20 protein-coding genes and 2 pseudogenes are annotated in these 21960 nt (G+C 64.7%); 10 read left to right on the top strand and 12 right to left on the bottom strand.

What is annotated here, in order from left to right:
- Positions 1–6: 6 nt before the first annotated feature.
- Genes CC207_RS03450 through CC207_RS03465 form a run of 4 tightly spaced genes read right to left on the bottom strand, consistent with a single transcriptional unit; the run spans position 7 to position 4132 of the window.
- Positions 7–426, bottom strand: a complete 420-nt coding sequence (locus CC207_RS03450; protein WP_088851594.1) for a hypothetical protein — start codon at positions 424–426, stop codon at positions 7–9.
- The gene (locus tag CC207_RS03455) at positions 423–1742 is read right to left on the bottom strand and encodes a phosphatase PAP2/dual specificity phosphatase family protein (protein ID WP_088851595.1); all 1320 of its coding nucleotides are present in this window, start codon (positions 1740–1742) and stop codon (positions 423–425) included. The genes CC207_RS03450 and CC207_RS03455 overlap by 4 nt, the downstream gene beginning before the upstream one ends.
- Positions 1742–3496, bottom strand: a complete 1755-nt coding sequence (locus CC207_RS03460) for a bifunctional alpha/beta hydrolase/class I SAM-dependent methyltransferase (protein WP_062362133.1) — start codon at positions 3494–3496, stop codon at positions 1742–1744. The genes CC207_RS03455 and CC207_RS03460 overlap by 1 nt, the downstream gene beginning before the upstream one ends.
- A gap of 30 nt (positions 3497–3526) precedes the next feature.
- Positions 3527–4132 carry a CDP-alcohol phosphatidyltransferase family protein gene (locus CC207_RS03465; protein ID WP_088851604.1) on the bottom strand — a complete coding sequence of 202 codons (606 nt, stop codon included), beginning with the start codon at positions 4130–4132 and terminating at the stop codon, positions 3527–3529.
- Between the two features lie 557 nt (positions 4133–4689).
- Between CC207_RS03465 and CC207_RS03470 the strand changes: the two genes are divergently transcribed.
- Both CC207_RS03470 and CC207_RS26615 read left to right on the top strand, forming a co-directional pair.
- Positions 4690–5097 carry a type II toxin-antitoxin system HicB family antitoxin gene (locus CC207_RS03470; RefSeq protein WP_088851596.1) on the top strand — a complete coding sequence of 136 codons (408 nt, stop codon included), beginning with the start codon at positions 4690–4692 and terminating at the stop codon, positions 5095–5097.
- Positions 5098–5198: 101 nt separating this feature from the next.
- Positions 5199–5288 (top strand): annotated as a pseudogene (locus CC207_RS26615) (sulfite exporter TauE/SafE family protein); the annotation flags it as partial.
- On the opposite strand, the gene CC207_RS03475 reads toward CC207_RS26615, so the two are convergent.
- Positions 5278–5592 (bottom strand): putative quinol monooxygenase, encoded by a 315-nt coding sequence (locus CC207_RS03475; protein WP_028691321.1) that lies wholly within the window; start codon positions 5590–5592, stop codon positions 5278–5280. The pseudogene CC207_RS26615 and the gene CC207_RS03475 sit on opposite strands and share 11 nt — an antisense overlap.
- 160 nt (positions 5593–5752) lie before the next feature.
- Between CC207_RS03475 and CC207_RS03480 the strand changes: the two genes are divergently transcribed.
- From CC207_RS03480 to ggt, 3 genes are all read left to right on the top strand, one after another.
- Complete coding sequence (locus tag CC207_RS03480; protein WP_028691322.1) at positions 5753–6343, top strand: NAD(P)H-dependent oxidoreductase; 591 nt, start codon at positions 5753–5755, stop codon at positions 6341–6343.
- An 82-nt stretch (positions 6344–6425) separates the two neighbouring features.
- Positions 6426–7322 carry a LysR family transcriptional regulator gene (locus CC207_RS03485; RefSeq protein WP_028691323.1) on the top strand — a complete coding sequence of 299 codons (897 nt, stop codon included), beginning with the start codon at positions 6426–6428 and terminating at the stop codon, positions 7320–7322.
- Between the two features lie 118 nt (positions 7323–7440).
- Complete coding sequence (gene ggt, locus CC207_RS03490; RefSeq protein WP_088851597.1) at positions 7441–9108, top strand: gamma-glutamyltransferase; 1668 nt, start codon at positions 7441–7443, stop codon at positions 9106–9108.
- 79 nt (positions 9109–9187) lie between these two features.
- Here ggt and CC207_RS28220 read toward each other — a convergent pair whose 3' ends face one another.
- The 3 genes and pseudogenes from CC207_RS28220 to CC207_RS03500 all read right to left on the bottom strand — a co-directional run bounded on the left by CC207_RS28220 (position 9188) and on the right by CC207_RS03500 (position 12216).
- A complete protein-coding gene (locus CC207_RS28220) occupies positions 9188–10051 on the bottom strand; it encodes a methyl-accepting chemotaxis protein (RefSeq protein ID WP_371877790.1) in 864 nt (287 codons plus the stop codon).
- A 39-nt stretch (positions 10052–10090) separates the two neighbouring features.
- A pseudogene (locus CC207_RS28225) lies at positions 10091–10972 on the bottom strand (methyl-accepting chemotaxis protein); the annotation flags it as partial.
- 362 nt (positions 10973–11334) lie between these two features.
- The gene (locus tag CC207_RS03500; protein ID WP_028691326.1) at positions 11335–12216 is read right to left on the bottom strand and encodes a neutral zinc metallopeptidase; all 882 of its coding nucleotides are present in this window, start codon (positions 12214–12216) and stop codon (positions 11335–11337) included.
- A gap of 199 nt (positions 12217–12415) precedes the next feature.
- Here CC207_RS03500 and pcaH point away from each other — a divergent pair, with 199 nt between their 5' ends.
- Positions 12416–13135: a protocatechuate 3,4-dioxygenase subunit beta gene (gene pcaH, locus CC207_RS03505; protein ID WP_088851598.1), complete on the top strand. Its 720-nt coding sequence runs from the start codon at positions 12416–12418 to the stop codon at positions 13133–13135.
- 11 nt (positions 13136–13146) lie between these two features.
- Complete coding sequence (pcaG, locus tag CC207_RS03510) at positions 13147–13752, top strand: protocatechuate 3,4-dioxygenase subunit alpha (protein WP_028691328.1); 606 nt, start codon at positions 13147–13149, stop codon at positions 13750–13752.
- Between the two features lie 150 nt (positions 13753–13902).
- On the opposite strand, the gene trmA is transcribed toward pcaG, so the two are convergent.
- The 3 genes from trmA to CC207_RS03525 all read right to left on the bottom strand — a co-directional run bounded on the left by trmA (position 13903) and on the right by CC207_RS03525 (position 17718).
- Positions 13903–14988: a tRNA (uridine(54)-C5)-methyltransferase TrmA gene (gene trmA, locus CC207_RS03515; protein WP_028691329.1), complete on the bottom strand. Its 1086-nt coding sequence runs from the start codon at positions 14986–14988 to the stop codon at positions 13903–13905.
- Positions 14985–16280: an NCS2 family permease gene (locus tag CC207_RS03520; protein WP_028691330.1), complete on the bottom strand. Its 1296-nt coding sequence runs from the start codon at positions 16278–16280 to the stop codon at positions 14985–14987. The genes trmA and CC207_RS03520 overlap by 4 nt, the downstream gene beginning before the upstream one ends.
- A 217-nt stretch (positions 16281–16497) precedes the next feature.
- Complete coding sequence (locus CC207_RS03525) at positions 16498–17718, bottom strand: MFS transporter (protein WP_028691331.1); 1221 nt, start codon at positions 17716–17718, stop codon at positions 16498–16500.
- A 343-nt stretch (positions 17719–18061) separates the two neighbouring features.
- Between CC207_RS03525 and CC207_RS03530 the strand changes: the two genes are divergently transcribed.
- The 3 genes from CC207_RS03530 to CC207_RS03540 are packed head-to-tail and all read left to right on the top strand — an operon-like array spanning position 18062 to position 20660.
- A complete protein-coding gene (locus tag CC207_RS03530) occupies positions 18062–19498 on the top strand; it encodes a cytochrome ubiquinol oxidase subunit I (RefSeq protein ID WP_028691332.1) in 1437 nt (478 codons plus the stop codon).
- A gap of 1 nt (position 19499) precedes the next feature.
- Entirely contained in the window at positions 19500–20507 is a 1008-nt protein-coding gene (cydB, locus tag CC207_RS03535) for a cytochrome d ubiquinol oxidase subunit II (protein WP_028691333.1), read from the top strand.
- 12 nt (positions 20508–20519) lie between these two features.
- On the top strand, positions 20520–20660 hold the full coding sequence (locus tag CC207_RS03540; protein ID WP_036986195.1) for a DUF2474 domain-containing protein: 141 nt from the start codon (positions 20520–20522) through the stop codon (positions 20658–20660).
- A 91-nt stretch (positions 20661–20751) separates the two neighbouring features.
- Here CC207_RS03540 and CC207_RS03545 read toward each other — a convergent pair whose 3' ends face one another.
- Complete coding sequence (locus tag CC207_RS03545; RefSeq protein ID WP_069017055.1) at positions 20752–21876, bottom strand: methyltransferase; 1125 nt, start codon at positions 21874–21876, stop codon at positions 20752–20754.
- Positions 21877–21960: the final 84 nt, after the last annotated feature.

Here is a 21960-nt window from a genome sequence, read left to right on the forward strand (position 1 = left end):
TTGGTCTTATCCGGTGAAGGGGAGGATTAGCATTAATGCGACCTGCAGGGTCAGGCACAGGGCCTGGCGGCGCAGCAGGGCCAGGGCGGCCCGGCTGCGGGTCGGCCAGTCGCGCGGGTCGCTGGCTGCAGGCTTGAGGCGCAGGTCGAACAGGGCGTGGTCCAGGGCCTGGGTGTCGCCGGGCAGGTCGCTGCTGGCGCCGATGCGGGCGAACAGGTCGGCGTCCAGGGCGACGCGCAGGGCCCAATACTTGTGGGCCAGGCCGAGCAGCAGCAAGAGGCCGCAGAGCAGGTGCGGCAACGGCGCCAATGGTAGGCCGAGCAAAGGAGCCAGGGTGCTGGCCAGGGCCAGCAGGGTCAGGCCATCCGACAGGCGCTCCAGCTGGCGGCCACGGGCGAGCAGGCTGGCGACGAGGAGCAGCCTCATGGCTGGGCCTCCAAGTTATGCAATACCAGGCGATGGGCCGGGTGCAGGACCACACCGGGGCGCGCCTGGCGAATCAGCGCTTCGGCCTGGGAGGCACTGGTACAATGGCCGCTGAGCAGCAGCCAGGCGGCGACGGCGCTGGCGCTGCGCGAGTAGCCCAAGGCGCAGCAGACCAGCACCGGGCCTTGTTGATGATGGTGTTCGATGGCCTTGGCGGCCTGTTGCAGGATTTCCCGGTCTGGGGCAATCAGGTCCAGGGTCGGCAGGCTCTGGTAGTCCTGCGGCGTTTCCAGCGTCGTCATCGCGGGGCAGGGCAGTTCCGCGCTCAGGTCGACAATCGCCGCGAACGCAGATGCTTCAGTGCGCCCCGGCACTCTGCCGAGATACACGCCATCGGCCACCTCATCCGCCTGCGGATGGCGCCAGGTCCAAAGCCGCGAATTGACCCAGGCGCACAGCAGATAGGGCGCCAGCAGCCAGGTGGCGGCCACGGACAGCCGCCCATCGGCGCCTTTCTGGAAACCTGCGGCGCCGAACAGGGCATAGTTCAGCGCCACCAGCAGCAATGACAGCGCCGGCCACAGTAACCACAACCCGCCACCACCCAGTTTCATCGCCAACAGCGTCAGCACGGCCGTCCCCAGGCCATAGCGCAGCGCCAGGCGCCAACGTTTCGGGTCCTGCGCCAGACGTGCCTGTCGCCAGGGCAACGGGCCGCTATGCGGCCACAGCCACAGGCACACAAACCCCGCCAGCGCACCGGTCGGCACATCGATGAAATGATGCTGCCAGGTGGTCAGCACCGACAGGCCGATCAGCCCCATCCAGCCATGCACCACCCAGCGCCAGGCAGGATGCTGCGTATGTCGGGCAAACATCGTCCAGATGATCACCAGCAACGCTATGTGCAACGACGGTGCCTGGTTGTAGGGCTTGTCGAAACCCATCAGCACATCGAACAGCCAGCCGAACAGCCCCGACAGCTCGGGGCGCTCGAAGGTGAAACGCAGCGGCCAGAACAGGAAACTGGCCACGCAGATCAGTTGCGCCGTCAGCAGCGCCAGGGCATGGCGGTCCATCTCCGAACGCGAGCGCGGCAGCAGGAACGACAAACCGTACAGCAGGTCGATCGACCAGTACGGGATGATCGTCCAGGGCCACAGCGGCATCTGCCGTTCCCAGGCGAACACCAGGCTGCCAATGTCCTCGCGGCCAGCGGTGTAGGTATTGGCCATGCCATAGCTGAGAAAGAAGAACGGTCCGAGCAGCAACAGCCACAGGATGCCACGGCGGATCAGCCCGGTTTCACGGGCCATCAGCGCACCCGCTGTGCCAGGCTGACGCTGAAAATGCCCCACTCGTCGATGCGCTGGGTAATCTTGCGAAACCCTGCCGCCTCCACCAACTGGTCCATCTCCGCCTGGCTGCGCCGCCGCATCACCCAGGCCTGGCCGCCACGGTGGCTGGTCAGGGCACGGGCGATCATCTCCAGCTGCGGGTGCCAGGGCTGACCGGTGTAGACCAGGTAGCCACCGTCCTCGACCGCATCGGCGAGTCCCGCCAGCGAGTTGCCGACCAGCTGGTTACTGGGGAACAGTTCGTAGAGGCCTGAGACCACCGCCAGTGTCGGCTGCGGGGTGAGAGCGGCCAGGCTCGGGCGGTCGAAGGCATCGCCCTGGACGAAGCGGGCGATCTCGCCCAGGCCCTTCTCGGTTATCAAGGCATTGCCCTGTTCCACGTTCAGTTCGCTGTAGTCGCGCAGCAGGATCGAGTCGGGCAGTTGTTGCAGGCCTTGCAGCGCCTCGAGGATGTAGCGGCCATGTCCGGCGGCGATATCTACGATATGCACCGGGCGCTGCTGTTCGCGCAGGCGGGCGATGGCCAGACGCAGCAGTTCCTCGACATTCAGCTTGCGCTGGCGGATGCCACGCCAGCCGATGGCATCCAGGTAGTTGCGGTCGATCAGCTCGCCCAGCTTGCCCTTGCCGGTCGGGGTGTTGCGGTAGACATAGTCGAGGGTCGAGCCCGAGTCGAAACCGGTGTCGAAGCCCAGCTTCACCCCCTCGGAAAGGCCTTTGCCCAAGCGCAGGCCGGCGCGGGTGGCACGCCAGTAGAGGTCGCGTGGTGAATGGCGCGGCAACGGCGCGGCCAGGCTCTCGGCCTCGGCGCAGCTGGCGCCGCTCTTGTCGGCATCGAGCAGCGAGGGCTGCGCTTGCGGTGCGTCGAAACAGTGCGCGACGAAGCGCTCGATCCGCGCCAGGGCATGGGCGCGGTCGCGTTCGCCGAGGGTGTCGTGGAAGAAGCCGGGGAGGATGTGTTTTTCCTTGCGCGTACTGCCCAGGCGGTCGAAGAACTGCTCTTGCGGCTTGCGCTTGACCACCAAGTCGGCGCCGGAGATCAGCAGTTGCGTCGGCACCTGGATCGCCTGGGCATCGGCGACCACGCGGTCGGCGGCGTCGTACAGGCCCAGCAGCATGGTGACGGAGATGGGCCGGCTGATCAGCGGGTCGGCGACATAGGACATGACCCGTTCCGGGTCGTGGGTCAGCAGGCGCGGCTTGACGTAGCTGTTGACGAAGAAGTTGCCGCGCAGGGCCTTCATCAGCTTCAGCCCGGGGCGGGCGAAGGGTACGTAGAGCTTGACCTTGAAGGCCGGCGAGGCAAGCACCAGGCAACGTACCTTTGGCGCATAATCGTGGGCCCAGGTGGCGACCAGTACCGCGCCAACGCTCTGTGCCAGCACCACCATGTCGGCCTCGGCGATGCCGTGCTGTGCCTGGATGTGCTCGATGAAGGTCTGCACGTCGCGCACGCTGGTGGCAAAGCCCGGGCTGTCGCCGCGAGCCCCTGGCGACTGGCCATGGCCACGGGCGTCCCAGGCGAAGAAGTCGTAGCCGGGCATGTCCAGCTCATCGGCCAGGTGGGCCATGCGCCCGCCGTGTTCGTGGCCGCGATGGAACATCACCACGGCCCGGCGCGGTTGGTGTTCGTTGCGCGTGGCGGGCCAGTGGCGATAGTGCAGCTCGACGCCGTCATGGGTGCAGAAGTGCAGTGATTGCGCTTGGCGCATGGCGAATATCCTTGTCCGGCAGCGAGGGGCTCAGCGGGTTTCGGCCAGGCCGTGGCGAACCCGGTTGTAGAGGGTATAGAGCGAGAGCAGCAGGATGACCAGCAGCAGGCCGTTGATCCAGGCCGCGCCCAGCAGACCGAACGCCACGCCGGTACCCAGCACGCCGAAGGCGAAGGCCCGGTCGCTCTTGCCCATCGGCCCGTCGTAGCGGCGCGACGCGCCGGTCAGCGGGCCCATCACGCCGGCGTATTCGCTGATCACCGCGAACACCACCACCAGCACCACCAGTGTCGGCGAAACGCCTGGCAGCAGAGCGAAGGGCAGGTAGAGAGCAGTGTCGGCGATCACATCGCACAGTTCGTTGAGGTAGGCGCCGAGTTTGGACTGCTGGCCAAACTCCCGGGCAAGCATGCCGTCGACTGCGTTCAGTGCCATGCGCAGCAGCATCCACACCGGGATCAGGAGGAACAGCCAGGTGACCTGGGGCAGCCAGGCCAGCAACAGGCCCAGCAGGACGGAAACGACGGCAGCGGTGACCGTCACCTGGTTGGCAGTGACGCCGCGGTCGAACAGGCGCTGGACGGCAGGGCGTAGGAACGCCTGGAAGCGGGGTTTGAGCTGATAGATCGATGGCACGTTGAATTCCCTGTCGTGGCGCGGCATGGACGCGATTGTGGGGAATCAGGCGGGGGGGCGGCAAGGGGCGCGTAGTGGAGTTGTGAGGAGGGCGAGGTAATTGCGGTGGCTTTGCCGGCATTGATCGCGGGGCAAGCCCGCTCCCACACTGTTTCCCGCGAAGGCAGGGTTGTGCAATAGGCAGGACAATCTCTCATGGTACTAGCCTTGACTCATTGATTTAGCTGGTCCCTGTGGGAGCGGCCTTGCGTCGCGAAAGGGCCGCAAAGCGGCCCCAGGTTTTGAGCCGCCTTTGAAATTGCCGGGGCTGCTGCGCAGCCCGAAAGGCTGGGCGATCTCCTACAGATTTGGCGCAACCGTTGTAGGAGCGGGCTTGCCCTGCGAGGGGCCGCCCAGCGCGTTTCGGTACTCGGCTGTAGTTCATTTCCGAAACTTGTTTCACTGCCGCCTGGCACATTGCGAGGGGGCGGCTGAACGTTCTAGTTTCGCAGTCCACCGACCGGAAACGCTGCCCGGCAGATGCCCAACCAGGGCAGCTCGACAAAGCGAGAGAGCCGATGAACCTGCTTGTTGTCCTGCACAAGTCCCGTGAGACCTATTACGGCGTCACCATTCCCGATGTACCTGGCTGTTTTTCCGCAGGCGCCACGGTCCCCCAGGCACTGGAGAACATTCAGGAGGCGCTGGCGCTGCATTATGAAGGGCTGGTGGTCGATGGCGCGCCCCTGCCGCAGGTGCAGGAAATGGATGTGCATGTGGACAACCCAGAGTATGCAGGCGGCCTCTGGGCGTTGGTGGACTTCGACGCAACGCCATACCTGGGGACGGCGGTACGTTTCAGTGCGACGTTGCCCAGGAACCTGTTGCAACGAATCGACGACAGGGTGAAGCAGGACAATCGCTACGCTTCACGCTCCGCATTCCTGGCTTCGGCGGCGCTGCGCGAACTGGCTGAGGTGTACTGAGCCTGCGCGCCCCGATCATATTCAGACACATCCTCATGGTCCAGACTGGCGTTGAAACCTGCCTCATCATGGGTGTCCAGCGGATGTACCAGGGGCATTACCAACACCAGCGGATCAGCGCAGCGCTGTTCAAACGCTGCTTCTTCATCGGCCTGGCGCTACTGGGCACGCACCTGTTGATCAGCGGTTAGCGGAAGAGGCGCTGAGCATATCGATCATCTGGATATCAAAGTCGCGCTCCAGGTAATCCATGCGCTTTTCGAAGAATGCGGCCATGTGCGGCAGTGCCGAATGCACGTCCAGAGCCGCCTTGCTGGCCCAGACCTCGAAGAACACGAACAGGCTCGGGTCTGCCTTGTCGCGCAGCATATGGTATTCGATGCAGCCCGGCTCCTGGCGGCTGGGTTCGACGTAGGGACGGAACAGTTGCTCGAAGGCTTCGGCCTGTTCCGGGCGGGTCTTGGCTTTGAGGATGAAGGCGTACTGCTCGCTCATGGGAGATCTCGGTAAGTGAAGTGAGTGATCAGATCTTAAATCAACAATATGTTTGTCATTCGTGATTTTAAGACAAATGTATTTTGCCCTGGGACAGCTGTTTCCATGCCCGGTGAGTGCCTAACCTGCCGGCAACTTCACTTACAGGGCTGACCCTCCCATGAAAAAGATCCTCCTGCTCAACGGTGGCAAACGCTTCGCCCACTCCGAAGGCCGCCTCAACCAGACCCTGCACGACGCCGCGCTGGCCCACCTGGACCGTGCCGGCTTCGATGTGCGGGAAACCTTCATCGACGGCGGCTACGACGTCCAGGCCGAGGTGGAAAAATTCCTCTGGGCCGACGTGGTGATCTACCAGATGCCCGGTTGGTGGATGGGCGCGCCGTGGACGGTGAAAAAATACATCGACGAGGTGTTCACCGCCGGCCATGGCAGCCTGTACGCCAACGATGGTCGCACCCGCTCCGATGCCTCGCAGAAGTACGGCAGCGGTGGCCTGGTCCAGGGCAAGCAGTACATGCTGTCGTTGACCTGGAACGCGCCGCAGCAGGCGTTCGATGACCCGAGCGACTTCTTCGAAGGCAAGGGCGTGGATGCGGTGTACTTCCCGTTCCATAAGGCCAACCAGTTCCTCGGCATGAGCGGGCTGCCGACTTTCCTCGCCGTCGATGTGATGAAGCGGCCGGATGTGCCTGCGGCGCTGGCGGCGTACGAGCAGCACCTGGATGAAGTGTTCGGCAAGGGCCATTGAGTCCGCCCCATCGTGGGGCCGGCTTGCACAGGCTTCGCCCAGCGGTTATCAATCACGGCATACCCCTGCCAAGGTCATTCGTGTGAAAACTCGCTCCGAAGAACTCCAGGTCTTCGTCGCCGTCATCGACAGCGGCTCGATCTCCGCCGCCGCCGAGCAGATCGGCCAGACGCCGTCGGCCGTCAGCCGCACCCTGTCGCGGTTGGAGGGCAAGCTCGGCACGACGTTGGTCAACCGCACCACCCGGCGCATGGACCTGACCGAGGAAGGGCGCTTCTTCCTAGAGCGCGCGCGGCTGATCCTCGAGCAGATGGACGACATGGAAGAGCGCCTGTCGATGAACCGCCAGACCCCGTCCGGGCGCCTGCGCATCAATGCCGCCGCGCCGTTCATGCTGCACGCGATCCTGCCGTGGATCGGCGAGTTCCGCCGGCAATACCCTGGTATCGAGCTGGAGTTGAATACCGACGACCTGATTATCGACCTGCTGGAGCAGAGCACCGACGTGGCCATCCGCATCGGCGAGCTGTCCGATTCCAGCCTGCATGCCCGCTCGCTGGGCTGCAGCCCGGTGCAGGTCCTCGCCAGCCCCGATTACCTGGCGCAGCACGGCATGCCGCACAAGGTCGAGGATCTCGACCAACATTGCCTGCTCGGCTTCAGCACCCTGGAATCGCTCAACCGCTGGCCGTTGCGCCACGCCCAGGGCGACCATTGGGCAATCCGCCCGCAACTGCTTGCCTCCAGTGGCGAAACCCTGCGCCAGCTGGCCATCGCCGGTGAAGGCATTGTCAGCCTGTCGCATTTCATGACCCACGAGGACATCCGCGCCGGCCGCCTGCAGGTGCTGCTCGCAGAGCACAATAACGGCTATCGCCAGCCGATCCACGCGGTCTACTACCGCAACACCCAGTTGGCGTTGCGGATCCAGTGTTTCCTCGATTTCATCCAGAAGAAGCTGGCCGCCTACGCCTGCTGAGTTGCCTGAACGCGACAGTGTCTGCCCATTGGCGGCGCAATCCTGCCATGGTGTTTGCTTAGTCGGGTGGCTTCGGCCTTAATGACTGATCAACAAAAACAACACCAAGGAAGTGCGCATGCGTATCGTCATGTTCCAGCCACTGGCCCTCGGGGCCGCGATCCTGAGCTGCTCCCCCGCCTTTGCCGTGACGCTGGAAGGCGGCGCGGTGGCCGCCCCTGATCAATATGGCGCACAGGTGGCCGCCGATATCCTCAAGAAAGGCGGCAACGCGGTGGATGCTGCCGTCGCCACCGCCTTCACCCTGGCCGTGACCTACCCCGAGGCCGGCAATATCGGCGGCGGTGGTTTCATGACCTTGTTCGTCGACGGCAAGCCCTACTTCCTCGACTACCGCGAGGTGGCGCCCAAGGCCGCGACCAAGACCATGTACCTGGACGACAAGGGCGAGGTGATCGAGAACCTCAGCCTGGTCGGCGTACGCGCCGCCGGTGTGCCGGGCACGGTGATGGGGCTGTGGGAGGCGCACCAGAAGTTCGGCAAGCTCAAGTGGAGCGAGCTGCTGACGCCGGCCATCGGCTACGCGCAGAACGGCTTCAAGATCGCCCAGAAGCAGTACCAGTACCGCGACGATGCCCAGGGCCTGTTCAAGACCGCCACCAACTTCAACGACTACTTCGGCCACATGAAGGTCGGCGAGCTGTTCAAGCAGCCGGAGCTGGCGCAGACCCTGGAGCGCATCGCCGACCAGGGCGTGAGCGAGTTCTACCAGGGCAAGACCGCCGACCTGCTGGTGGCGCAGATGCAGGCCGACAAGGGCCTGATCACCAAGGACGACCTCAAGGACTACAAGGCCGTGTGGCGTGACCCGATCGCCATCAACTGGCGCGGCAATGTGGTCTACACCGCGCCGCCGCCAAGCTCCGGTGGTGTCGCCCTGGCCCAGCTGCTGGGCATCAAGGAAGACCGCGCGGCCGACTTCAAGGGCGTCGAGCACAACTCGGCCAAGTACATCCACCTGCTGGCCGAGATCGAGAAACGCGTGTTCGCCGACCGCGCCGACTATCTCGGTGATCCGGCCTTCACCAAGGTCCCGGTCGACCAGCTGGTGGCCAAGGACTACCTGGCCAAGCGCGCCGCCCAGGTCAACCCGAACGCGATCTCCGAGACCGACAAGGTCAAGCCGGGGCTGGAACCGCACCAGACCACGCACTTCTCCATCGTCGACAAGCAGGGCAACGCGGTGAGCAACACCTACACCCTCAACCTCGACTATGGCAGTGGCGTGGTGGTCAAGGGCGCGGGCTTCCTGCTCAACGACGAGATGGACGATTTTAGCGCCAAGCCGGGGGCGGCCAATGCCTTTGGCGTGGTCGGCGGCGACGCCAACGCCATCGCGCCGGGCAAGCGCATGCTCTCGTCGATGAGTCCTAGCCTGGTGACCCGCGATGGCAAGGTGGCCCTGGTACTGGGCACGCCGGGCGGTTCGCGGATCTTCACCTCGATCTTCCAGGTGATGAACAACCTGTATGACTACGGCATGCCGCTGGAGAAGGCGGTGGCGGCGCAGCGCGTGCATCACCAGTTGCTGCCCAAGGATACGATCTACTTCGACAGCTACGCGCCGCTCAAGGGGGCAGTGGCCGACGACCTGAAGAAGATGGGCTACGTGCTGGAGGACCAGGGCTGGGAGATGGGCGATATCCAGGCGATCCGGGTCACCGGGGAGAAGCTGGAGACCGCTTCCGATCCGCGTGGGCGTGGGGTGGGGATGATCGTCAAATAAGGCTGGGGTGAAATGATCGCGGGGCAAGCCCGCTCCCACGACCGGTGGGAGCGGGCTTGCCCCGCGATGCGTTACAGGGTCAGACGCGGAACTGGCTGACCAGTGTCTGCAGGTGACCACCCAGGCGCGCCAGCTCGACGCTGGAGGCGGCGGTCTCGTCGCTGGCCGCGGCGGTCTGCTCCGACACGTCGCGCACGTTGAGGATGCTGCGGCTGATCTCTTCGGCCACGGCGCTCTGCTGCTCGGCGGCGGCGGCGATCTGCTGGTTCATCGACTGGATGTTCGACACCGTGCGGGTGATGCTCTCCAGCGAACCACCGGCCTTGCGCGCCAGCTCGACGCTGCTGTCGGTCAGGCTGCGGCTGCCGTTCATCACTTCGGCAACCTGCTGGGTGCCGTGCTGCAGGCTGGCGATCAGGCCTTCGATCTCTTCGGTGGACTGTTGGGTGCGCTGGGCCAGGCCACGGACCTCGTCGGCCACCACGGCAAAGCCACGACCGGCCTCGCCGGCACGGGCCGCCTCGATGGCGGCGTTGAGCGCCAGCAGGTTGGTCTGCTCGGCCACCGACTTGATCACGTCCATGACGCTGCCAATCTTCTGGCTTTCCTGCTGCAAAAGGGTCATCGCCTCGGTGGAGCGGTGCACTTCGTGGGCCAGGCGTTCGATCTGGCTGATGGCCTCACCGACCACCTTGTCGCCGACCCGGGCTTCGTCATCGGCGTTGGTCGCCGCGTGCGAGGCCTGCTCGGCGTTGCGCGCGACTTCCTGGACAGTGGCGGCCATCTCGTGCATGGCGGTGGCCACCTGGTCGGTCTCGACCTTCTGGCTGTTGGCGCCGGCGCTGGTCTGCTCGGTCACCGCCGACAGTTCCTCGGCGGCGCTGGCGATCTGGGTAACGCCGTCGCGGATGCCGGTGATCAGGTCGCGCAGGGTGGTGCCCATGCGAGCGATGCCCTGCTGCAGGGCGCCCAGCTCGTCACGACGGGTGACACGCAGTTCCTGGGTGAGGTCGCCGCTGGCGATGCGGTTGACCACGTCCATGGTCTCGCGCAGCGGGCGGGTGATCTGACGGGTGATGAGGAATGCGGCGAGTACGCCGACCAGCAGCGCCAGGAGGGTGGCAGTAGTCTGCAGGGTGCGGGCCTGGACGCTTTCGGCGTCACGGCGCTCGATCTGGATCTTGTACAGTTCGTCGCTGCGTTTGACGATGTCGGCGCCCTGCACGGTCATTTCGGCACGGGCCACACCGATGGCCGCGGTAGCGTCGCGGAACTGGCGCACGGCGTCGCGGTAGGCCAGCACGGCGTTTTCGAATTGCTGGATGCGTGAGGCTTCGCCCGGCAGCTGGCGCTTGAGGCTGTCGATTTCATTCAGCGCGTTTTCCAGCTGGCGCAGGGCGGCCTGCTCGGCTTCGCTGGTCAGGTCGGCGATGTAGCTGCGTACGTCAAGGCGCACCTGCACCAGCTGTTGCTTGGCCTTGCTGATCAGCAGGTATTGGGCCAGGCGGCTGGCATCGCTCTCGGCGCTGGACAGCACGGCGGCGCTGATCGCCTCGATGGCGTCATTGGCGCGGGACGCGGTCTGGTTCATCGATTCGCGGGCGGCGAGGGTGGTCTTGTAGCCCTGGCGCATCTTCTCCAGCGAGACCCGGTATTCGCTGATGCTCTGGCCCTGCTCGCGCAGCAGTTTGAGGTTCTCGGGGCTCTTGAAGGTGTTGACCAGGTGCTGCTGCTGGCTGCCGAAGGCATCGAGCTTGGCTTGGACGTTGGCCGCCGAGGCATCGTCGCCGTTGGTCAGCATCCACTGCAGGCGGGCCACGCGCAGGTTGGTCAGGTCACTGTTGAGCTGGGTGATGTCGCTCATCCAGTTGCTGCGGTCGATAAGGCTGCCCAGGCTGTTCCAGCCGGTCAGGGCCAGCAGGCCGGTCAGGACCAGGACCAGGCCGAAGCCCAGGCCGAGTTTGAGGTTGACGCTGATATTAGCGAACCAACTGTTCATGCACGCTCTCCCAGAAAATGATTTCGCTCACTTGATCTCAAAAGCTGGGCGTTGTTGTTGTCAGTTAGCCCGCAGATTTGTGTAGGACTTATCGGCAAAGCGTCGAGAAGCTGAAACGCTTTTTCAGCAAATTTATAACTTGTTGAATACGTTTGTTTTTTGATGTGGTCAATTGCGGGTGCAGACCCAGTGCACACCGACGGGCGTGCACTGTTCTGATGGGGCTATCAAAGGCTACGCGCGCTGAAGGTATCGCACTGATTTACGTCGCCACTGGAAAAACCGGCCTTGAACCAGCGCACGCGCTGTTGCGAGGTACCATGGGTGAAGGAGTCGGGCACCACCCGTCCTTGCCCCTGCTGCTGCAGGCGATCGTCACCGATGGCATTGGCGGCGTTCAGTGCCTCTTCCACATCCCCCGGCTCCAGCCAGTTCAGGCGTTTCTGTGCCTGGTAGGCCCAGACCCCGGCCAGGCAGTCGGCTTGCAGTTCCTGGCGCACCAGCAGGCCGTTGTCGCCTTCCATGCGCTGGCCGTTGCGGCGTGCGGCGTCGACCTTGGCCGAGACCCCGAGCAGGGTCTGCACGTGATGGCCGATTTCGTGGGCGATCACGTAGGCCTGGGCGAAATCCCCGGCTGCCTTGAAGCGGGTTTCCATTTCGCGGAAGAAGGTCATGTCCAGGTACACGCGCTGGTCGGCCGGGCAGTAGAACGGCCCGACCGCCGATGAGGCGAAACCGCAGGCGGAATTGACCTGGCCACTGAACAGCACCAGCTTGGGATCGCGGTACTGCTTGCCGGCCTGGGCGAACAGCGCCTTCCAGGTGTCCTCGGTGTCGCCGAGGATCGAGGCGACGAACTCGGCCTGCTCGTCGTTGGCCGGCGGCGCCTTGCTGCCAACGTTGGCCGGGGCGGTCTGCTGCTGCTCCATCTGTCCGGCCAGCTGGCCGAGGATCTGCAACGGGTCCTGCCCGGTGAGCCAGCCGATGCCGACGATCAACAGGATGGCGCCGAGCCCCAGGCCCTTGCCGCCGCCGAAGCGCATGCCGCCGCCCCCTTCGCCGCGGGCATCGACCACGTTGTCGCTGCGTCGGCCTTTTCGCCATTCCATGTAGAGCTCTCCGGTTCGTGAAACAAGAAGTCAAAGATTAGTTCAGTGCTGCCCTCGGCGTCGCCTTGGTCGCTTGTGCATAACCAAATGGTTATGGCTAAGACTGCTGAATTCAATATTCATCCCGATTGGCCTGCTGGAAACTGCAACTCCGCCTGCCACGCCCAGGCGTTCGACAATTCCAAGAGAGGAAACCGGCATGCCCGCCCAGGACACCAGCCGCTTCGTGATCCGTGATCGCAACTGGCACCCCAAGGCCTTCACCCCCGACTACAAGACCTCGGTGGCGCGCTCGCCGCGCCAGGCGCTGGTCAGCATCCCACAGTCGATCAGCGAAAGTACCGGCCCGGACTTTTCCCATCTGCGTTTCGGCGAACACGACCATGACTTGCTGCTCAACTTCAACCACGGCGGCTTGCCGATCGGCGAGCGCATCATCGTCGCCGGCCGCGTTGTCGACCAGTACGGCAAGCCGGTGGCCAACACCTTGGTGGAGATGTGGCAGGCCAACGCCGGCGGTCGCTACCGGCACAAGAACGACCGCTACCTGGCGCCGCTGGACCCGAACTTCGGCGGTGTCGGCCGTTGCCTGACCAACCGCGACGGCTACTACAGCTTTCGTACCATCAAGCCCGGTCCATACCCATGGCGCAACGGCCCCAACGACTGGCGCCCGGCACATATCCACTTCTCCATCAGCGGACCGTCGATCGCGACCAAGCTGATCACCCAGTTGTACTTCGAGGGCGATCCGCTGATTCCGCTGTGCCCGATCGTCAAGTCGATCGCCAACCCCGACGCGGTCCAGCGGCTGATCGCCAGGCTCGACATGAGCCACGCCAACCCCATGGATTGCCTGGCCTACCGCTTCGACATTGTCCTGCGCGGCCAGCGCCAGACCCACTTCGAAAACCGCTGAGGAGGCCCGTGATGCCTATCGAACTGCTGCCGGAAACCCCTTCGCAGACCGCCGGCCCCTATGTGCACATCGGCCTGGCCCTGGAAGCCGCAGGCAACCCGACCCGCGACCAGGAAATCTGGAACCGCCTGGCCACCCCCGAGGCGCCGGGCGAACAAATCCTGTTGCTCGGCCAGGTATACGACGGCAACGGCCACCTGGTGCGCGACTCTTTCCTGGAGGTCTGGCAGGCTGATGCCGATGGCCGCTACCAGGATGAGTTCAACCACGAGAACGCCTTCAACAGCTTCGGCCGCACCGCGACCACCTTCGATGCCGGCGAATGGACCCTGCATACGGTCAAGCCGGGTGTGGTGAACAATGCCGCGGGCGTGCCGATGGCGCCGCACATCAACATCAGCCTGTTTGCCCGGGGGATCAACATCCACCTGCATACACGGTTGTACTTCGATGACGAGGGTGAGGCGAACGCCCGGTGCCCGGTGCTCAACCTGATCGAGCAGCCGCAGCGGCGCGAGACGCTGATCGCCAGGCGTTGCGAGGTAGAGGGGAAGACGGCGTATCGTTTCGATATCCGTATCCAGGGGGAAGGGGAGACGGTGTTCTTCGATTTCTGACTGAAGCTTCAGGGGCCGCTTTGCGGCCCATCCGACCGGTCCGACGCCTCGGCAAGGCCGCTCAGGAGTACGCGATTCCCTGTAGGAGCGGCCTTGCCGAGGCGTCGGACCGGTCGGATGGGCTGCAAACCAGCCCCGGCGATCTGAAGGTCAGCGCCTAACCAGCAGGACGCCGCTTTCCATGTGATGGGTATACGGGAACTGGTCGAACAGCGCGCAGCGCTCGATACGGTGGGTATCGTGCAGCTGGGCGATGTTCTGCGCCAGGGTTTCCGGGTTGCACGAGATGTACAGGATGCGCTCGAAGCGACGGGTCAGCTCGCAGGTGTCCGGGTCCATGCCGGCGCGCGGCGGGTCGACGAACACGGTGCCGAAGTCGTAGCTTTTCAGGTCGATGCCTTCCAGGCGGCGGAACGGGCGGACCTCGTTCAGCGCCTGGGTCAGCTCCTCGGCCGACAGGCGCACCAGGCGCACATTATCCACGCCGTTCTCGTCGAGGTTATGCAGGGCGGCGTTGACCGAGGTCTTGCTGATCTCGGTGGCCAGTACCTGGCGCGCGCGGGTCGCCAGCGGCAGGGTGAAGTTGCCGTTGCCGCAGTACAGCTCCAGCAGGTCGTCCTGGCGCTCGCCCATGGCCTCGAAGGCCCAGCCGAGCATCTTTTGGTTCACCGCGCCGTTGGGCTGGGTGAAGGCGCCTTCGGGCTGACGATAACTGAAGGTGCGTCCGGCGATGTCGAGTTTTTCCACGGCGTAGTCGCGGCCGATCACCACGCGCTTGCCCTTGGAGCGGCCGATCACGCTGACGTTCAGGTCACTGGCCAGTTGCTGCGCGGCAGCCTCCCAGGCTTCGTCCAGAGGGCGGTGATAGCACAGGGTGACCATCGCGTCACCGGCCAGGGTGGTGAGGAACTCGACCTGGAACAGGCGATTGTCGAGTGCCTCGTTGCCCTGCCAGGCGGCCTTCAGACGTGGCATCAGTTCATTGATGCGCTCACTGGCGATGGGAAAATCGTTGATCAGGATTGCCTTGTGCTTCTCGCCCGGGGCGAACATCGCGTAGTGACGTTGACCGCCCTCGCGCCACAGGCGGAATTCGGCGCGCAGGCGATAGTGCTCGCGCGGTGAGTCGAACAGCGCCGGCTCCGGCGCGCCGAACGGGGCCAGCAGCTCGCGCAGGCGGGCGGCCTTGGCCGCCAGTTGCGCGTCGTATTGTGAAGGATCCAGGACAGCACTCATGCGGGGAACCAGCCCAGCTTGATGACGAACAGGATCGACAGGATTACCAACGCCGGGTTCAGGTCGCGGTGACGGCCGGAGATCAGCTTGATGGCGGTCCAGGCGATGAAGCCGAAGGCGATGCCGTTGGCGATCGAGTAGGTCAGTGGCATGGCCAGGGCCGTCACCACCACCGGCGCGGCTTCGGTGACGTCGTCCCAGTTGATCTCGGCCAGGCCCGAGGCCATCAGTACGGCGACGAACAGCAGGGCCGGCGCGGTGGCGAAGGCCGGCACGCTGCCGGCCAGCGGGGCGAAGAACAGCGCCAGCAGGAACAGCACGGCGACCACGATGGCGGTCAGGCCGGTGCGCCCGCCCGCGCTCACGCCCGCCGCCGACTCGATGTAGCTGGTGGTGGTCGAGGTACCCAGCAGGGACCCGGCCATGGCGGCGGTACTGTCGGCGATCAGGGCGCGGCCCATCTTCGGCATGTGGCCGTCCTTGCCCATCAGGCCGGCGCGCTTGGCCACACCGATCAGGGTGCCGGAGTTGTCGAACAGGTCGACGAACAGGAAGGCGAAGATCACGCTGATCAGGCCAACGTCGAGGGCGCCGGCGATGTCCAGCTGCAGGAAGGTCGGGGCCAGCGACGGCGGCATCGAGACCACGCCGCCGAACGGGGTGACCCCCATCACGATCGAGGCCACGGTCACGGCCAGGATGCCGATCAGCACCGCGCCGCGTACCTTCAGCGACTCGAGGGCGACAATCAGGAAGAAGCCCAGGGTGGCGAGGATCGGTGCCGGTTTGCTGAGATCGCCCAGGCCCACCAGGGTTGCTGGGTTATCGACGACGATACCTGCGTTATGCAGGGCGATCAGCGCCAGGAAAAGGCCGATGCCCGCGGCGATGGCCGAGCGCAGCGGCAGCGGGATGCTGTTCACGATCCACTCGCGGATGCGGAAGATCGACAGCAGGAAGAACAGCACTGCCGAGAGGAATACAGCCCCCAACGCCACCTGCCAGGTGTGGCCCATGTGCAGGACCACGGTGTAGGTGAAGAAGGCGTTCAGGCCCATGCCCGGCGCCAGGGCGATCGGGTAGTTGGCGATGATGCCCATGGTCACCGAGCCGATGGCCGCGGCAAGGCACGTGGCGACGAACACCGCGCCCTTGTCCATGCCGGTCTCGCCGAGGATGCTCGGGTTGACGAACAGGATGTAGGCCATGGCCAGGAAGGTGGTGACGCCCGCGAGAATCTCGGTGCGCACATTGGTGTCGTGTGCTTTTAGTTGAAACAGCCTTTCCAGCATGCCTGCTCCCCGGGCGCCCTCGCGCCGTGAATGTATCGACCCCAACAGCAAAGCACAGACCGTACCGGATACCGTGGTTTTGTGTGGGGCGGAAAAAAGCCGCGCATCATACCAGCAAGGATGGCGGGGGCCTATGGCCATTGGGGAGAGGGCTTTCTGTAGCTTGTGTCGGCCCTTTCGCGGGCAAGCCCGCGAATAGACCGGCACAGGCAACCGATCAGCCGTTATGCATCCGGTCGCGGTGAGTCAACGTCGGGAACAGCTTCATCCACACCCCGGTCACCACAAGCGTGCCCACGCCACCGAGCACCACCGCCGGCACTGTGCCGAACCAGTGCGCGGTAACGCCCGACTCGAACTCGCCGAGCTGGTTCGAGGCACCGATGAACAATCCGTTCACCGCGCTCACCCGGCCACGCATCTCGTCCGGCGTCTCCAACTGCACGAATGCGCTGCGGATGACCATGCTGATCATGTCTGCCGCGCCCAGCACCACTAGCACCGCCAATGAGAACCAGAACGAGGTCGAGAGGCCGAAGGCGATGGTCGCCACGCCAAATATGCCCACTGCGGTGAACATGGTCAGACCCACCTTGCGTTCCACCGGGAAGCGCGCCAGCCACAGCGACATCAGCAATGCCCCGACGGCGGGCGCTGAGCGCAACAGGCCCAGGCCCCAGGCGCCGGTGAGCAGGATGTCCTTGGCGAACACCGGCAGCAGCGCGGTGGCGCCGCCGAGCAGCACGGCGAACAGGTCCAGCGAGATCGCGCCGAGGATATCCGGACGACTGCGGATGAAGCGGATCCCGGCCAGCAGCGAGTCGAGGTTGGCCCTGCCTGGCTGCGGCTGCTGCCGACGGGCATCGAGGCTCAGCGTCAAAAGGCAGGCAATGAGATAGAGGGCTACGGTCGGACCGTACACCCAGGTACTGCCGAGGGCGTAGAGCAGGCCGCCCACCGCCGGGGCGACGATGGTCGCCGCCTGGGTCGCCGAGGCCGAGGCCGCCACCGCGCGGGGGAACAGTCCGGGCGGCACCACGTTGGGCAATAGCGCCTGGGTCGCCGGCATCTCGAACGAGCGGGCGGCACCCAGCAGGAAGGCCAGGACGAAGATCAGTTCACGGCTGACGTTGTCGGTAAAGCTGCCCACGGCCAGCGCCAGGGCGATCAGCGCCTGCAGGGTCTGGCACAGGGCGGCGACCTTGCGTCGGTCATAGCGATCGGCGACATGCCCGGTGTGCAGCATGAACAGTACCCGCGGGGCGAACTCGACCAGCCCGACCAGGCCCAGGTCGAGTACATTGCCGGTGAGCTGGTAGAGGTGCCAGCCGATGGCCACGGTGAGCATCTGGAAGCCGCTGGCGGTGAATACGCGGGCCAGCCAGAAGGCGAGGAAGGGGCGGTGATGGCGCAGCAGTTGCGGGGCGGAATCGGACATCGCTAGGCCTGCGACCTCGGAAATAGAGGGGGCTGCAGCGTAACATCTGTTTGTAACAAATGGTTGCTGAAAGCGGCGTGGATCAACGTTTCATCTACGAAGAAAGAGGGTGAGGCAACCGGTCACGCGGCAATCAACCACACATCCGGATGGGTCATTCGGGACTATGCTTCCATTCAGTCGTTGATCTGGATCAATCGTTCCAGATGCAACGATCTTGGCCCTTGGGCCGGAATCCCCGCGATCGAACAGAACAATTCCAACGCGCCGCACTCGATACCCGTGGGGGCAGTGGGCGACAGGCCATGAGCCCGGTCGCCGGATTACCTGAAGAGGAAGCACCATGTTCGGATTGGAAGCCTTAGAGCTCGCCCGAATCCAGTTTGCCTTTACCGTGTCCTTTCACATCCTGTTCCCGGCCATCACCATTGGCCTGGCGAGCTACCTGGCGGTCCTCGAAGGCCTTTGGCTTAAGACCGGCGACAACACCTACCGTGACCTCTACCACTTCTGGTCGAAGATCTTCGCCGTCAACTTCGGCATGGGCGTGGTCTCGGGATTGGTCATGGCCTATCAGTTCGGCACCAACTGGAGCCAGTTCTCCGACTTTGCCGGCTCCATCACCGGTCCCTTGCTCACCTACGAGGTCTTGACCGCCTTCTTCCTCGAGGCCGGTTTCCTGGGGGTCATGCTGTTCGGCTGGAACCGTGTCGGGCGTGGCCTGCACTTCTTCGCCACATGCATGGTGGCGCTCGGCACGCTGGTGTCGACGTTCTGGATCCTCGCTTCCAACAGCTGGATGCAGACGCCCCAGGGCTACGAGATCGTCAACGGCCAGGTGATCCCGGTGGACTGGTTCGCGGTGATCTTCAATCCGTCGTTCCCCTACCGGCTGATGCACATGGCCACCGCGGCCTTCGTCGCCACCGCGTTCTTCGTCGGCGCCTCGGCGGCCTGGCACCTGCTGCGCGGGCGCGACAACCCGGCGGTGCGCAAGATGCTGTCGATGGCCATGTGGATGGCGCTGATCGTCGCGCCGGTGCAGGCGGTGATCGGTGACTTCCATGGCTTGAACACCCTCAAGCACCAACCGGTGAAGATCGCCGCCATCGAAGGTCACTGGGAGAACAAGCCCGGCGAGCCGACCCCGCTGATCCTGTTCGGCATTCCCGACATGCAGGCCGAGACCACCCGCTTCAAGATCGAGATCCCGGCGCTTGGCAGCTTGATCCTCACCCACAGCCTGGACAAGCAGGTCCCGGCGATGAAGGATTTCCCGCCCGAGGACCGGCCCAACTCGACCATCGTGTTCTGGTCGTTCCGGGTCATGGTCGGTCTGGGCATGCTGATGATCTTCGTTGGCCTGTGGAGCCTCTGGCTGCGCAAGCGCGGCACGCTGTACAGCTCGCGTCCGTTCCTCTACCTGACCTTGTGGATGGGCCCGTCTGGCTTGATCGCCATCCTCGCCGGCTGGTTCACCACCGAGGTCGGTCGTCAGCCCTGGGTTGTCTACGGCCTGATGCGTACCGCCGACGGCGTGTCCAACCACAGTTATGCGCAACTCGGCTTCACCCTGGTGATGTTCGTTGTGGTCTATTTCGCCCTGTTCGGCACCGGGCTCGGCTACATGATGCGTCTGGTGCGCAAAGGTCCGCACACAGGCGAGGGCGACACGCAGCCCCCCGGAGGCCCTGGCCAGAAACGCACGCCAGCGCGGCCGCTGTCCGCCGCCGATGACGGCCATGAGGCCGACTCCGCCAGCCTGAGCAAGGGGAACTGAGATGGGTATCGATCTTCCGCTGATCTGGGCCGTGATCATCATCTTCGGCGTCATGATGTACGTGGTGATGGATGGTTTCGACCTGGGCATCGGCATGCTCTTCCCCTTCGTCAAGGACGAGCATGACCGCGATGTGATGATGAACACCGTCGCCCCGGTATGGGACGGCAACGAGACTTGGCTGGTGCTGGGCGGCGCGGCACTGTTCGGCGCTTTCCCGCTGGCCTACTCAGTAGTGCTCGAAGCACTGTACCTGCCGTTGATCCTGATGCTGGTGGGGCTGATCTTCCGGGGCGTGGCCTTTGAGTTCCGCTTCAAGGCCCGGGCCAACAAACGCCACATCTGGGACAAGGCGTTCATCTGGGGTTCGCTGGTGGCGACCTTCTTCCAGGGCGTGGCCCTGGGCGCGTTCATCGAGGGCTTCAAGGTGGTCGACCGCAAGTTCGTCGGCGGCACCCTGGACTGGCTGACGCCGTTCACGCTGTTCAGTGGACTGGGCCTGATCGTCGCCTACTCTCTGCTGGGCTGCACCTGGCTGATCATGAAGACCGAAGGGCCATTGCAGAAGCAGATGCATGACATCGCTCGGCCACTGGCGCTGGTGCTGCTGGCGGTCATCGGTGTGGTCAGCCTGTGGACGCCGATCGCTTACCCGCAGATCGCCGAGCGCTGGTTCAGCATGCCCAACCTGGTCTGGTTCATGCCCGTGCCGATCCTGGTGCTGGTGACGTTCTACGGCCTGCTGCGGGCGGTGGCACGCGATGCCCACTACACGCCGTTCCTGTTGACCCTGGTGCTGATCTTCCTGGGCTACAGCGGACTGGGCATCAGCCTGTGGCCGAACATCATCCCGCCGTCCATCAGCATTTGGGACGCTGCGGCGCCACCGCAGAGCCAGGGCTTCATGCTGGTGGGCACGCTGTTCATCCTGCCGTTCATTCTTGGTTACACCTACTGGAGCTACTACGTGTTCCGCGGCAAGGTGACCCATGAAGATGGCTATCACTAGGAGCGCATCGTGATGAACGTCGAAGAAAAAAAGCCGCTCTGGCAACGCCTGGGTTGGCTGGTGCTGATCTGGGGGCTGAGCGTGGCGGCGCTTGGGGTGGTGGCTTATGGCATGCGCATGTTCATGAGTGCTGCCGGCCTTAGTACCCACTAGGTTGCGAGGGCTGCGTTGCAGCCCGGTCGCGGGGCAAGCCCGCTCCTACAGGACCAGTAGGAGCGGGCTTTTCTCGTTTTCTACTGGATGTTTATTTCCGGGCCTTGAGCACCACGAACTTCGGTGTCGCCGCCACCTGCTCGACCCCTCGGAACAACCGCGCCAGCTTGCTGTGATAGCCCAGGTGGCGGTTGCCGACGATGTACAGCGCCCCACCGACTTCCAGCGCCTCCCGGGCCTGCTGGAACATGCGCCAGGCAAGAAAGTCGCCCACCACCTGCTGCTGGTGGAACGGCGGGTTGCACAGCACCACGTCCAGCGATTGTTTCTCCTGGCCGGCCAGGCCATCCGCGGCCCTGATCGTGACCTCGCGCTCGCCCAGCGCCGCCTGCCAGTTCTCCCGCGCCGACTGCACCGCCATGAACGACTCGTCGACCAGGGTGAATTGCGCATCCGGGTTGGCCAGGGCGCAGGCGATCGCCAGCACGCCATTGCCGCAGCCCAGGTCGGCGATCCGGGCACGGCCCAGGTCGCGTGGCAGGTGCGGCAGGAAGGCGCGGGTGCCGATGTCCAGGCCTTCGCGGCAGAACACATTGGCGTGGTTGACCAACTCAAGGGCCGGGCTGTCCAGGCGGTAGCGGCTGGGGTAGGGCGAGCGTGCGGTCGGACGTTCGCCGACGCTGGCAATCAGCAGACGCGCCTTCTTCTGCGCTAGCGAGGCCTGGACCGGGCCGATGTACTTTTCCATCAGGTCGCCGGCGGCGCGGGGCAGGTGCTTGATCATGGCCCCGGCGATCACCTGTGCGCCGGGCGCCAGTTGGCCCTGCAGGCGGATCAGCTGTTCCTCGAGCAGTGCCAGGGTCTTGGGCACGCGCACCAGCACGCGGTCGAACGGGCCAGGGAAGGTCTCGCTGGCGGGGATGAAAGGCACGCTGTCGAACGGCCTGCCGTTACCCGCCAGATTTTTCTCCAGGGCCAGGTGCGCCAGGTGCGAGTCGCCGCTGCTGGTCACCTGCACATGCCCCGCGAGGCTCGCGGCAAGGGCGCCGAAGCTGTCGTTGAGCACCAGCACCCTGCAGCTCGCCTGTGGCACTTGGGCGGCCAGGTGTTCCAGCAGGTACTGGTCGGCGGCGTCGAAGGCCAGCAGCGGGTCATTGGCCTGGGCCGGCTGGCGGATCAGGTCGAGGTCGGCGAAGGGGCTGTTGAACAGGGGCATGACGTGGGGCTCTGCTGCGAATCCTGCCCGGCGCGCTGCGCGCCGGGCTTGCGGCGGGTGATTCTACAGGGCTTTGCGCCTGGG

The sequence above is a fragment of the Pseudomonas sp. DrBHI1 genome, assembly GCF_002205115.1.
Taxonomy (GTDB): Bacteria; Pseudomonadota; Gammaproteobacteria; order Pseudomonadales; family Pseudomonadaceae; genus Aquipseudomonas; species Aquipseudomonas mosselii.